General features: G+C 67.3%; 7 protein-coding genes. 6 read left to right on the top strand and 1 reads right to left on the bottom strand.

The features are described from left to right. The first annotated feature begins 273 nt into the window (after positions 1 to 273). From P12x_RS14800 to P12x_RS14810, 3 genes are all read left to right on the top strand, one after another. Positions 274 to 2,580, top strand: coding sequence for a DUF1592 domain-containing protein (locus P12x_RS14800; RefSeq protein WP_435005070.1), 2,307 nt, complete (start codon positions 274 to 276; stop codon positions 2,578 to 2,580). A gap of 71 nt (positions 2,581 to 2,651) precedes the next feature. Continuing rightward, positions 2,652 to 3,980, top strand: a complete 1,329-nt coding sequence (locus P12x_RS14805) for a DUF1552 domain-containing protein (RefSeq protein WP_435005071.1) — start codon at positions 2,652 to 2,654, stop codon at positions 3,978 to 3,980. Between the two features lie 14 nt (positions 3,981 to 3,994). Continuing rightward, positions 3,995 to 6,160 carry a HEAT repeat domain-containing protein gene (locus P12x_RS14810; RefSeq protein ID WP_435005072.1) on the top strand — a complete coding sequence of 722 codons (2,166 nt, stop codon included), beginning with the start codon at positions 3,995 to 3,997 and terminating at the stop codon, positions 6,158 to 6,160. A 41-nt stretch (positions 6,161 to 6,201) separates the two neighbouring features. Here the strand turns inward: P12x_RS14810 and P12x_RS14815 are convergent, their stop codons facing one another. Beyond that, positions 6,202 to 7,653, bottom strand: a complete 1,452-nt coding sequence (locus tag P12x_RS14815) for a hypothetical protein (RefSeq protein ID WP_435005073.1) — start codon at positions 7,651 to 7,653, stop codon at positions 6,202 to 6,204. 353 nt (positions 7,654 to 8,006) lie between these two features. Between P12x_RS14815 and P12x_RS14820 the strand changes: the two genes are divergently transcribed. From P12x_RS14820 to P12x_RS14830, 3 genes are read left to right on the top strand one after another with little or no spacing between them, the layout of a single operon-like run. Next, the gene (locus tag P12x_RS14820; RefSeq protein ID WP_435005074.1) at positions 8,007 to 9,905 is read left to right on the top strand and encodes a hypothetical protein; all 1,899 of its coding nucleotides are present in this window, start codon (positions 8,007 to 8,009) and stop codon (positions 9,903 to 9,905) included. Further along, the gene (locus P12x_RS14825) at positions 9,868 to 12,567 is read left to right on the top strand and encodes a PQQ-dependent sugar dehydrogenase (RefSeq protein WP_435005075.1); all 2,700 of its coding nucleotides are present in this window, start codon (positions 9,868 to 9,870) and stop codon (positions 12,565 to 12,567) included. Before P12x_RS14820 ends, P12x_RS14825 begins: the two co-directional genes overlap by 38 nt. After that, positions 12,564 to 13,805, top strand: a complete 1,242-nt coding sequence (locus P12x_RS14830) for a hypothetical protein (RefSeq protein WP_435005076.1) — start codon at positions 12,564 to 12,566, stop codon at positions 13,803 to 13,805. The genes P12x_RS14825 and P12x_RS14830 overlap by 4 nt, the downstream gene beginning before the upstream one ends.

A 13,805-nucleotide genomic window follows, 5' to 3' on the forward strand; every position in this document is an offset into this window, starting at 1 on the left:
ACTCGGGCTCGCGGTCGAGTGTCGGGGGTTCAATCCCGCCGATGGTATCCGCTCCTCCGGCGCGATGCAGCCGTGATCCGGGAGGGGTGCGCGAAAGGATTTCGGATGCCTTCGTTCCGGATGCACCCTTCCCGGATGTTCACAATTTCTTGGACGAATCGTGGCGAGTCGGGTCAAATAGTGATTCGGGAGGGCCGGAGGCCCCGGAATTGCCGCCTGATTCCCCTGAGGGGTTCCCGAGTTATGGTCGAGGATCGTGGCGAAACGATGATAATGCTCAGGTTGCGATCGGTGATCGCCCGGATCGTCGCCTTCCTGGCGATGGGTATTGCTCCGGCCTTCGCCCAGGAACCGGCTCGGCCCGACGCCTTCCGGACGCAGGTCCTCCCCCTCCTGGAGCGTTACTGCGTCGATTGCCACTCGACCGAAGATGCCGAGGCCGGGATCGTCCTCGATCGCTTCCCGGATCAGGCGGCGGCCGTCGAGGACGGCAAGACCTGGCCCCGCGTCCTGGATGCGCTGGAGGGGCACATCATGCCCCCGGCGGACATGGACCAGCCCTCGAAGAAAGAGCGGGACGTGCTGGTCGGCTGGATCGAGAACGACTTCGTGGCCGCCCAGTGCGGGAAGCAGGCCGGATCGGCCCCCGTGGTGATCCGCCGGCTGAATCGCCAGGAGTACAATAACACGATCCGCGACCTCCTGGGGGTGGACCTTCGCCTGGCCGACGCCTTCCCCCCGGATGATATTGGGTTCGGCTTCGACAACGTCGGCTCGGCCCTGAACATCTCGCCGATCCTCGTCGAGAAGTACCTCGATGCCGCCGAGATCGCTCTCGATCGGTCGATCATCCCGCCCGATGCCGAGGGATTCCCGCCCATCGAGTTGATCGGCCTGGTCACTTACCCGCTGCCCCCGACCAAGGCGGTCGAGTTCAAGCACAACCTGAAACCGGGCCGGTATCTGGCCGATTTCAGCCTGGTCCGGGTCGGGATCGCGGAATCGGTCGCCCCTCCGAGGTTGGTCATCGGCTTCGGCAAGGACCGGAGGACCGTCGATGCCGTCCGCGTCCAGGACGAGACGGTCGTCTATCGGTACTGGCTCTCGGTCGCCGAGGGGGATGATCAGGTCCACGTCTCGCTGGCCCCCGGCCAGGAGGACGGCCCCAACGTCAAGCCCCAGGCGGTGGCGGCGAACGTGAGCGGCGACCAGCGTTACGAGGGGGATCGAGGTCTCCACGTCGACTCGATGGTGGTCCACGGGCCGGTCTCGATCCCGGACGATTCGCTCCCCGAATCGCACCGGTCCATCCTGTTCGTCGAGCCGGGGTTCGGCGACGAGTCGCGGTTCGAGGCGGCCCGGAAGGTGATCGCCCGATTCGCCGAGCGGGCCTTCCGGCGACCGGTCTCGGAGGAGGAATTGGATCGGGTCTTCCGGATCTTCCGGATCGCCTACGACCGGGGCGAGAGCTTCGAGCGGTGCATCCAGGTCGCCCTGACGACGATCCTCGCCTCGCCTCGGTTCCTGTTCCTGGTCGAGCCCGAGGACTCGGCCGAGGACCGCCCCCTGACCGAGTTCGAGCTGGCCAGCCGACTTTCGTATTTCCTCTGGAGCAGCATGCCGGACGAGGAGCTGTTCCGCGAGGCCCGCGAAGGGACGCTTCGGGACCACCTCCGGGCCCAGGTGGCCCGGATGCTGGACGACCCCCGATCGGGTCAGTTCGTCGAGAATTTCGCCGGCCAGTGGCTGCAGCTCCGGAGGTTGGGCGGTGTGACCCCCGACCGCGACCTCTACCCGAGCTTCGACGACTCGCTCCGAGAGGCCATGCGCGGGGAGACCGAGCATTACTTCGCCTCGATCCTGAAGGAGAATCGGAGCATCCTCGATTTCCTGGACTCCGACTACACTTACGTCAACGCGGCCCTGGCGAAGCATTACGGGATCGAAGGGGTCGAGGGGGACGATTTCCGACGGGTAACCCTGGCCAGTCGGAATCGTGGGGGCATCCTGTCTCAGGCGAGCATCCTGACCCTCACGTCCAACCCGAACCGGACCTCGCCGGTCAAGCGTGGCCAGTGGATCTTGCAGCAACTCCTGGGGACACCCCCGCCGCCCCCCCCGCCCGATGTCGCCAAGCTCGACGAGAGCGCCCAGGCCGCCGAGGCGGCCTCGCTCCGCGAGCGGATGGAAGCCCACCGGTCGAATCCCCAGTGTGCCTCCTGCCATCAGCAGATGGACCCTCTGGGCTTCGCCCTGGAGAATTACGACGCCGTGGGCCGATGGAGGACCAGGGACGGTGCGTTCCCGATCGAACCCGCCGGGGAACTGGTCGGGGGGCGCAAGTTCTCGGATATTGGGGAGTTGAAGCGTCTCCTGGGCTCCTCCGAATCCCGGAAGTTCGCCCGGACCCTGATCGAGAATATGCTGACCTATGCCCTGGGCCGGGGCCTGGAACCTTACGATTCTTGCACGGTGGAGGACATCCGGGCCCGACTTGTCGCCGATGATTACCGGATCCGCAATATCCTCTTCGGGATCGTGGAAAGTCGAGCCTTCCAGTATCGTGGAGTTTCCCGATAACATCGGGGAAGACCACCGCCCGATTCCTCCTCGCCTTCCCTCCCCGCCTTCCTTTTGAGGAGCGAGACGACATGACGACCCGCCGAACCCTGCTCCGTGGATTGGGTGCCGCCCTCGCGCTCCCGTGGATGGAGAGCCTGCCGGCCGTGGCCGGGGCGGTCGCGAAGTCGTCCGCGCCCCCGGTTCGGATGTGCTACTGGTACGTCCCCAATGGCGTGAACCTGGCGAGCTGGTTCCCCAAGGAGCCGGGGCCGCTGGTCGACCTGCCCGAGACCCTCCAGCCACTCTCCTTCGCCCGAGATTATCTGAACTGCTTCCACGGCTTGACGCACAACACCGCGCTCGTGAACGGCGACTCCGAAGGGTGCGGGCACGGCCAGGGGGCCGCCAGCTTCCTGACCGGGGCCCAGGCCGCCCAGACTCAGGACGCCGTCCGGGTTGGGATCTCGGCCGACCAGCTCTACGCCCGGCATGTCGGCGACCAGACCCGGTTCCCGAGCCTTGAACTGGGCTGCGAATCGGCCCGATCCGGCAACGCCTTCGGCTACAGCGGGGCCTACAAGACCCACATCTCGTGGCGGACGGCGACCTCGCCCGCCCCCTATGAGATGAACCCCAAGCTGGTCTTCGACCGCCTGTTCACCCAGGGGAGCACCCGACTCACCCGCTCGACCGTGGCCGACCGCGATTATTATCGGAAGAGCATGCTCGACTACGTCCTGGACGACGCCAACCGGCTGAAGGGTCGCGTGGCCAAGGCCGACCAGCGGAAGCTGGACCAGTACCTGACGGGCGTCCGCGAGGTCGAGCGGCGGATCCAGAATGTCACGGCCTCGGTGACGCTGCCCGGCGATGGATACGAGAGGCCCTCGGGCATCCCCGAGGACTTCGACGAGCATCTCCGCTTGATGTGCGACCTGATGGTCCTGGCCTTCCAGACCGACAGCACCCGGGCCTCCAGCTTCATGGTGACCAAGGAAGCGACCGACCGGAATTACCCCTGGCTGGGCTTCACCGACGGGCACCACGAACTCTCGCACCACCAGGGCAAGGAGGAGAAGAACCGGAAGATCCGCGAGATCGACCGCTACCACATCTCGATCCTCGGCTACATGGTCGAGCAGATGATGGGCGTGGAAGAGGCGGACGGTTCGACGCTCCTGGACAACTCCATGATCCTCTACGGGAGCGGGATCAGCGACGGCGACCTGCACAACCACGTCAACCTGCCGGTCATCGTGGTCGGCAAGGGGGGCGGGACGATGCGGTCGGGGCAATACCTGAAGTACCGCCCCGAGACGCCGATGTCGAATCTCCTCCTGGCGATGCTCCAGCAGGCCGGCATGCCGGTCGACCGCTTCGGCGACAGCACCGAAACCTTGCCGGGACTCCTGGCGTAAGCGGAGCGAAGTCCGTGACGAACCCCGGCCGAACCTCGATGCTCCTCGTGATGATCCTCCTGGGGTCGATCGCTCGACCGGCCCCGGCCCGGGACGGCTCGCCGATCGAAGGTTTGAAAAGCAAGGAAGTTGCGGTGCGTCGCGACTCGGCCAACAAGGTCCGGCTGGCCGGCAAGGACGTCCAGCTCGCGGCGCTCCCGGCCTTGATCGAGATCCTGATGAGCGAGAAGGACGGCCAGGTTCGCCTCGCCACGCTCGACGCCGTGACCATGCTCGGCCCCGACGCCGAGCCGGCCATCCCCGCGCTGGTTCATACCTTGAAGACGAGCTACGGCGGAGGGCGGCAGGAGGAAACCCACCAGGATTACCGATCGGCCCTGGCCCTGGGGGCCATTGGTAAGCCCGCGGTCGAGGCGTTGCGCGGCTTGCTAGGGGAGAGGAAACAGGACGTCCGGGCGGAAGTCGTGATGGCCCTGGGGCGGATCGGATTCGATGCGGCTCCGGCCGTGCCCGACCTCTTCCCCTTGTTCGGAGATGAGAGCGAACGTGTCCGTCGCGAGACCTCGCTGGCACTCGGCGCGATCGGCCCGGCCGCGATCGAACCGCTCCTTGCTTCCTCGAAAGATCAAGATCTGATCGTTCGCGAGAAGGCAGTCGAGGGTCTCGGGTTCTTGAGCGAGCCGGACGACCGGGCTAGGTCGGCCCTCCTGGAGTTGGCCCGGGATGAGCACCCGGAGGTCCGGGCGGCGGCGATCCGATCGCTGGCAAGGACGACCATGCCCGACGAAGTCCTGAGGCCCGTGCTCCGAGAGAACCTCGAACATGAGGACGATCGGGTCCGGCTGGCGGTCGTCGGCCTGCTGGTCGGACACCGGACCCTCTTGCCCCAGATGGTCCCGGAGCTGGAAACGCTCCTGGCGTCCCCGAACGAAGGGATCGCGCGGCACGCCGCGTTCCTGCTCGGCAAGTCGGGGCTGGAGGCCGCTCCTCGGCTTTTGGAGGCTCTCCGAAGCGAGGGGAGTCGGGTCGAGCCGATCTCCGGGGCTCTGGCCCAGATCGGCCGACCGGCCATCGAACTGCTCTCTCGATCGATCGAGGCGCCGGAATCTCGGGTCCGCCAGGGAGCCGCCTTGGCCCTGGGGCAGATTCGACCGTTGGCCCCGGGCCTCGCGAAGCGGTTGACGGTGGGTCTGTCCGACCCCGATCCTGAAGTCCGCGCGGCCTTCCTGACCGCGATCGGCCATCTCGGGACCCGGGCCACCGAATCCGTCCCGGCCGTCCGAGCCTTGCTGGAGGACAAATCGCCGGGGAATCGCGCCCGGGCGATCGAGGTCCTTTTCCAGGCCGCACCGAAGGATGATCGCCTCCTCGATGACCTGATGGCGCGGCTCGACGACCCGGACGCGAAGGTCAGGACGCGGGCGATCGGCGCGCTTCGGGCCCTAGGACCGATGGGTCGCAAGGCCCTGGGACCGATCATCGGCCAGTTGGGAGTCGCGGACCCGGAGGTCCGATTGGCCGCGGCGCAATTCGTGGAGAGTCACGGGCAGGCGGCGGTCGAGGCCACCCCGGCCCTCGCCGCCTTGTTGAGCGACCCGTCTCCGAAGATCCGGACCATCGCCGCGCAGAGCCTCGGGCGATTCGGGAAGTCGGCCCAGCCGGCGTTTGACCCCCTGGTCTCGCTGATGAACGACGATCAGGTCGAGGTCCGCGAGGCGGCCGTCTCGGCCATCGGTAGCCTGGAGCTTGACGCCCAACTGCTCCGTTCCCCCCTCGCACGGGCCCTCCGCGACGACAAGACCGAGGTCCGTCGGGCGGCCTCCCGGGCCATCGCCAAGCTCGGGCCCTCGGGGGTCATCCTCGTCCCCGACATCATCCTGATGGCGGCACGCAAGGAGAACGCCCGGTCGGTCGACCGCCTCCTCCGGCCCTTCGAGCGGACCGGCCCGGATCCGGCCTCGCTCCCCGAACTGGTCAAGCTCCTGGATCATGAACAGGTCGCCGTCCGATTGCTGGCGATCAAATACCTGGGCCTCGCCGGCTCAAGGGCCAAAGAGGCATTGACCGCACTGGAGCGGTTCTCCGAAGACCCCAACGCCGAGGTTCGCGATCAGGCCCGGGCCGCCTGCGATCGGATCAAGAAGAACGCCGACCCCGGCCCGCCGAAGGACCCGGTTTGATGACCCAGGGCGGCCGATCCATCCCATCGGCCCTTCGGAATTCATGAGGGAAGGGAGTCGTCGATCCGCCCCCAGCGTCCGGTGGCTCCCAAGCCCAGGGCCGCTGCCGTCAGGCCCAGGGCGCAGGCCAGGAAGATGACGGCATTGGGCGTCCGTGGAGTCCACCCGGCCCACGGCCATGGCAGGTGGAAGAACGCGAAGTTGAGCGAGAAGTAGACCCAGGTGGTGGTCAGCAGCCCAACCGAGGCCAACCGGGCGGCGGGCTGTCCCGTCTGGCCCTGCTTCGCCAGCCGGAGCGCGGCCACCAGCATCAGCGAGAGTGGGATCGCCACCAGGACGACCCATCCGACCGGGGGCGGGATCAGGCCTTCCTTGTAGGAGAGATTCATGAGCGTCTTGCCCGCGATCGGCACCGCGATGATCGGCAGGGCGAACAGATAGGGCCAGTAGCGACCGCCCGCGACCCCCGGCAGGGCGATCAGCGCCATGATCGGGCCGAACTCCAGGAACATCGACACGCCCGGGATCAGCCCGAACTCGGCCCCGACCAGCAACGTGAGATGCGCCGCGATCATCGCGAGTTCCCACGCGGGCGCGATCGAGACCACATCCGGCTCGGGGCCTCCCGCGATCCGATGGCGGTTCCACCAGAGGCCGAGCCCCAGACCGCCGCCGCCGATCGCCCCGAAGGCGGTCTCCATCATGTTCCACCAGTTGATATAGGGCTCGATGGCGTGGAGGATGCCCGACGCGAACAGCGGCCGATTCCAGGCATGAAACGCCTGGATGCACTCGCCCAGGGGAAATCCGAGGCCGCCCGCGAGGAATCCCACCACGGCCATATTCCGCGCCAGCCCATCGCGACGGACCCACTGGGCGTACGCGACCAGCCCGGCCAGGGCGAGCACGAGGCCGCCCCAGAGTTCGGGCCTCGGCTTGATCGAGGCATTCGGCTGCCAGTACCAGTCGGCGGAGAAATAGATCGGCGGCAAGATCCGGTTCGCCGGGTCGAACGGCCGATTGATGAACCGAATCCCCAGGACGATCAGGCCCATCATCGTCGCCAGCAGGAGAAGGAACTCCACGGGCCGCCAGCGCTTCCCGCCCACGCCGATCCCGAGGAAGGCCCCGGCGAACCCGAACCAGATCCCGCCCTTGATCGCGAGCCCCAGCAGGCCCCATCGGAGGGCCGCCCAGTTGCCGACGATCGTCGGGTCCTTGGTCAGCCCGATCGTCTGGCCGTAGGTCATCGACCCGCCGAACGCGATCCCGATGGCCGTGAGGGCGACTGCGCGGGCTCCCCGGAGCGAGGAGGCTCGGGGGAGGAACAGCAGGACCATCGCGAAGCCGATCAGGACCCCGGCGATCATCGCGCCGGTCTCGTGTCCGTACTGCCCGCGAATGCCCCAACCCATCCCACCGGCCATCGCACCCAGGAGGATCGCCCGCCAGGGCCCGTGTTCCTTCGAGGCTTCTCGTCCGGCGTCATTCATGAACAGGGACTCGTCAAGGTCGGGGTTTTGGCATGAGGATGTCTGGTGGTGAGACGACTCTATCGGCGTCCCGCGAGGTGGGCAAGGGTGCCCGGAGCCGCCGAGGATGATCGGACGGGATGGATTGCGGAGCGATCTCCGGTCCGTTAGTCTGTCTTCGTTGGCCCGGCAGATCGTGGGATGGTGCCCCGCTCATCCGGCCCCCCATCTCTCAAGGTCGGCCCGCTCTCGCCGGTCCGAGCCACTTCCGCCCTCGACGGTCTCCATCCGTCCCTCAGTCGGTCCCTGCCTCGCGATAGATCGGTGTCCGAATTCGAGTACGATCCGGGACGGCGAACGGCCGGGAGGCCCTCATGTTCCCTCCGATCCAACTGAGGTCATGCCCTCGGGCGTTCCAGATTTCCTGGGGCGTCGCCATCGTGGGTTTGCTCGGCCTGGGCGGGAGTGCCCGGTCGGCGGATCCTCCCCGGTTCGAGTTCACTCGGATGGTGGCCCACTGGACGGATTACGGGACGCCGGATTATCTGAAATTCATCGAGGAGGCCCGGCCCGAGGTCGCCCAGGTCGGCTTCTACGGGGGCCACTTCTGGAGCCTAGGCCACACCCCGCAGTTCGACGGCTACCCCTCGCACTTCCCGGTCCGGGGGCTGGACGAGCTGGGGGCCTGGTTCGAGGGGCTCAACGGCAAGCTCCACGACCGAGGGGTCAAGGTCGTCGGGCACTTCAACGTCGAGTTTCTGGTCGGCGACCCGGATGGTCCCGAAGGCCCTCGCGGCTTTTTCAAATTCTACCGCGACCTCTGGGATGCGAAGGCCCTCGGGCCGAAACCCGTCGCCGACCCCCTGAGTTTCCTGGAGAAGGACGCCCAGGGCCAGCCGATCAAGAACCGGACCTACGCGATCGGCGGCATGGACGAATACTGGGCCTGCCTCCGGAATCCCGCCTGGCGAGAGGTCCTCAAGGCCTGGGTCCGGCTGGGGATCCGCCGAGGGCTCGACGGGTTCATCGCCAACTACTTCTACCGGCACGACTGCCTCTGCGAGCACTGCCAGGCCGCCTTCCGGGCCTATCTTTCCAAACGGTTCGATGCCAAGGAGCTGCGCGACCGATTCGGGATCGAGGACCTGGCGACCCATCGATTCGCGGAGATCGTCTCCTGGCACCCCCCCGCGGAAACGACGCCCCTCCGGCTGGAGATGCTCCGGTTCTCGCAGGTCTCGAACAAGGAGGCGTTCGACGAGGTCTTCGTGAAGTACGGCCGGTCGATCAAGCCCGACCTGATCGTCGCCCAGTGGAACCACCTGGGCGACTTCTCGCAGGTCGACGGCGACGAGCGTTGCCTCCTTCCCGCCGATCTCTGGGGTCGGGACGAGTCGTATCTCTGGTACAGCACCGGGGGCTCGGCGTGCTACACCGACCTCAAGGAGCGATACCTCGGCGACGGGACCTTGCAGGCGCGCTACATCCGGGGGGCCTTCGGCGACCGCCCGTTCACCCTGGGCAAGTACGAGGCCACGAGGATCCGGTCGGCCATCGCCGAACTGGCCGCCAACGGCGGCGCCCCGATGGGCTTCTACACCAACTTCACCGATCCCGAGGCACGGGCCGAGATCGTCCGCTACTATGGCTTCCTGCGAGAGAACGACCGGATCTATCATGGGAATCGACCCCACGCCGAGGTCGCGCTGCTGTTCCCCCGGACCAGCGTCCATCGGGGGGAGGTCGCGGCCGTGGAGTCGTTCCGCAAGCTCGGGCGTGCGCTCCTGGAGGCCCACGTCCTGTTCGATGTCTGGCCCGACGATCAGTTCCCCGACGATCGGGCGGCGGGCTACCCCAGCGTCGTCCGGACCTCGGACCCGCTCGATGCGGCGGTCGCGGGGCTCTCGGATCGTCGGAGCCGGTTCGAGGCCCCGTTCACGGTCCGGGTTGCCGCCAGTCGACCGGCCGGGACCTCGGGCGAGATCGACCTCCACTTCGTGAATTACGACCGGATCGAGCCCCCGCCCGGCGCGGATCGCCGGCCCAGCCCCGGCACGGGGATCCGGGACGAACGCCCCCTGCCCTCCACCGGGGTGAAGGCCGACCTGTTGCTCCCCGACGGGGCGAAATTCCGATCGGTTCGATTTGTCAGCCCCGAGCAGGATGCTCCGACGACGCTCGATGCCGAGTTCGTCGATGGCCGCGTTCGCTTCGCCCTCCCGGAGTTCCTCGTCTATGGCGTGGCTCAAGTCGAATATCAACCGCGTGATTGATCGGGTCCTCGTCGCCTCGCTCCTCCTGGCGATCATCGGAGTTCCCTCGGCCCGGGCGGACGAGCCGTTCGGCCTCAAGGCCCGGGTCCCCTGGACGGCCTCGCGGCTGGCGGGATCGCCCGAGCCCCCCCTGCCCTTCACCGTCGAGAAGGTCTTCACCAAGCTCGAATCGAAGAACCCGATCTACATCGCCGACGAGCCGGGGACGGACTCCCTCTGGGTGATCCAGTCGGTCGACGACAAGATCATGCGGATCGTCCGGGTGAAGGACGATTTCGGTGCCGACCGGGCCGAAACGCTCCTGGACCTCGCGGAGCAGCAGGTCTACTCGGCCTGCTTCCACCCCGACTACGCCACCAACGGATTCGTGTACATCTTCAGCAACGGCCCGAAGCCGCTCCCGGATCGGATGAACCGGATCACACGATACACCGTGGACCGGCAGGCCCCTCGGGGGATCAACCCCGACTCGGCCGAGGTCATCATCGAGTGGAAGTCGGGCGGGCACGACGGCGGCGACATGGCCTTCGGCACCGATCGGATGCTCTACATCACCTCGGGGGACGGGACCAGCGACTCCGACCTCTGGGACTCGGGCCAGACGCTGAATGACCTCCTCGGCGGCGTCCTCCGGATCGACGTCGAACATCGCGAAGGGGGGCGACCCTACGCCGTCCCGCGCGACAACCCATTCGTCGACACCCCCGGGGCCCGTCCCGAGATCTGGGCCTATGGCCTGCGGAACCCCTGGCGGATGTCCGCCGATCTCAAATCCGGGCAAATCTGGGTTGGCAACAACGGCCAGGATCTCTGGGAGCAGGCCTACTTGATCCGTCGGGGCGAAAATTACGGCTGGAGCGTCTACGAAGGAGGGCACCCGTTCTACCTCGAACGCCGACGAGGCCCGACCCCCCACGTCCCTCCCACCATCGAGCACCCCCACGCCCTCTTCCGATCGCTGACCGGGGGCGTTGTCTATCGAGGGGACAAGCACCCCGACCTGGATGGCGTGTACATCTACGGCGACTATTCGAGCGGGCGGATCTGGGGGATGAAGCACGACGGCCAGAAGCCCCTCTGGCATCGCGAGCTGGCCGACACGTCGCTCCAGATCGCGGCCTTCCGGGTCGACCATCACGGCGAACTCCTCGTCGCCGACTACGGGAGCGGGATCTACCGGATCGTGCCCCTTCCTCCCCGGAAGGAGGCTCCGCCGTTCCCGACCCTCCTCAGCGAGACCGGGCTGTTCCGATCGGCCGCCGACCAGCAGCCCGACGCCGGGGTCATCCCCTACTCGGTGATCGCACCCGGCTGGACCGACGGTGCCCGGGCGGATCACTTCATGGCGGTCCCCGGGTCGGAGAAGGTCGGCTTCGAGGCCGGGTCCACCTGGAGATTCCCCGACGGGACCGCCCTGGTCCAGACGCTCACCCTGGGCGACAAGGCGGGACAGGAACCGTCGGGACGGAGGATCGAGACGCGGGTCCTCCTCCGCCAGCAAGGGGAATGGGCCGGCTATTCCTACCGATGGAATGCCGAGCAGACCGACGCCACCCTGGTGGCCATCGACGGCGAGGATCTCGCGTTGCCCCCCGGCCCCGGCGGGGTCGACCGGAAATGGCGGATCCCCAGCCGGTCCGAGTGCATGGCCTGCCACAGCCGGGCGGCGAATTTCGTCCTGGGCGTGTCGGGCCTGCAACTGAACCGGGACCACGACTACGGCGGGACCGCCGACAACCAACTCCGGACACTCGACCACATCGGTTTCTTCGAGTCGGCCTTGTCGAAGCCCCCGCAGGACCTCGAACGCCTGGCGGACCCGGCCGACGGCTCGGCCGACCTCGAACGTCGAGCCAGGACGTATCTGTATGTGAACTGCTCGTCCTGCCACGTCGAGGCGGGGGGCGGGAACGCCAAGATGGAGCTGAATTTCGGCACGCCTCGCGAGAAGACGAACCTGATCGGGGCCAGGCCCCAGCACGACACCTTCGGGATCGCCAACGCGATGCTGGTCGCCCCCGGCGAGCCCGATCGGTCGGTCCTGGTCCATCGACTCTCGACGAGGGGTCGGGGCCAGATGCCGCCGCTGGTCTCGAATCGGGTGGACGAGAAGGCCGTCGGGATGATCCGAGAGTGGATCGCCGGGCTCAAGCCCGAACGGCCCTTCGTCCGGGCCTGGAAGGTGGAGGATCTGGCCGCTTCGATCGACACGCTCCCGTCCGGCCGGTCGATCGAGTCCGGGCGGAAGACATTCCGCGAGGTCGGCTGCCTCCAGTGCCACCGGGCCGAGGGGGAAGGCGGGAGCGTCGGCCCCGACCTCGCGGGGGTTGCCGGCCGGCTCGGTCGCCTCGAACTCCTGGAGTCGGTCCTCCTCCCCTCGAAGGTCATCGCCGATGAATATGCCAACCACCTGATCGAGACCGAGGACGGGACGGTCGTCTCGGGCAAGATCGAGCGTGAGGACGATAAGGTTGTGGTCCTCCGCCCCCCTTCCTCGGGAGACCCGGTGGCGGTCGAGAAGGCTAAGATCCTGGAGCGCCGCCGATCCGACCTCTCGAACATGCCGCTGGGGATGGTGGACGTCCTGGAGAAGGAGCAACTGCTGGACCTCCTGGCCTACCTCCTCAACGCTACCCAGCCCGCGAAACCGGAGGCGAAATGAAAAGGTCCCTGGCCTTGCTGCTGTTCTCGATCGCGGCGGTCGGCCCCATCCGGGCCGACGACCCCCCCACTCGTCGGGTGGCCGCCGCGGTGACCGAGTACCGGCACAACTCGCACGCCGACGTGATCGTCAGCCGACTCCTGCTGACCGACACGCTCGACGGCAAGGGGGAAGAATCCCCCCTGAAGCTCGCGGCGCTCTACACCGACCAGAAGCCCGAGAACGACATCAGTCGACTGCTAGCCGCCTCGCAGCGGTTCCCGATCGAGCCCACCATCGGCGAGGCGCTGACCCTCGGGACCGGCAAGCTGGCCGTCGAGGGGGTCCTCCTGGTGGCCGAGCATGGCGACTATCCGTTCTCGAGCACGGGCAATCACCAGTATCCCAAGCGAAGATTCTGGGACGAGACGGCCCGCGTCTTCCGCCACAGCGGGCGAGGCGTGCCCGTCTTCATCGACAAGCACCTGTCCGACAACTGGGCCGATGCCAGGGCGATCTACGACGAGGCCCGCGAGCTGAAGGTCCCCCTGATGGCCGGCTCGTCGGTCCCGGGAACCTGGCGACGCCCGGCGGCCGACGTCGATCGCGATGCCCCGATCGATGAGATCGTCATGCTGACCTATGGGACGACCGACGCTTACGGGTTTCATGGGCTGGAAGTCCTCCAGGCGCTCGCCGAGCAGCGTCGAGGGGGCGAGACCGGCGTCCGGGCCGTGCAATGCCTGGCCGGGGACGAGGCCTGGAAGGCGATCGACGCCAAGAAGATCGACCCCGAACTTTTCCAGTCCGCCCTGGGGCGGGCCCTCGGCTTCGAGCATGGAGAAACGCTCAATCGCAAGGCCGTCCCCGAGCCCAAGCTGATGATGATCGAGTATCAGGACGGTCTCAAGGCGGCCATGGTGGAGCTGAACGGGGCGATCGGCACCTGGTCGGGAGCCTGGCGTTACCGTGACGATCGGAGGGTCGAGTCGACCCGATTCGAGACCCAGGAGGCCCGTCCTGCGGGCCACTTCAGCCTGCTCCTGGACGGCATCGAGAAGATGATGCTGACCGGAGTGCCCACCTGGCCGGTCGAGCGGACGCTCCTGACCAGCGGGACGCTGGACGCCCTGCTCCAGTCGCTCAGCCGGGGCGGGGTCCGGGTCGAGACGCCTTACCTGAACGTCGCCTATCAACCGACCTGGCGATGGAAGCAGCCCGCGCCCATGCCGCCCGGCCGACCCTGGGCCGAGCAGTGA

Source organism: Tundrisphaera lichenicola, from assembly GCF_051175385.1.
GTDB lineage: Bacteria > Planctomycetota > Planctomycetia > Isosphaerales > Isosphaeraceae > Tundrisphaera > Tundrisphaera lichenicola.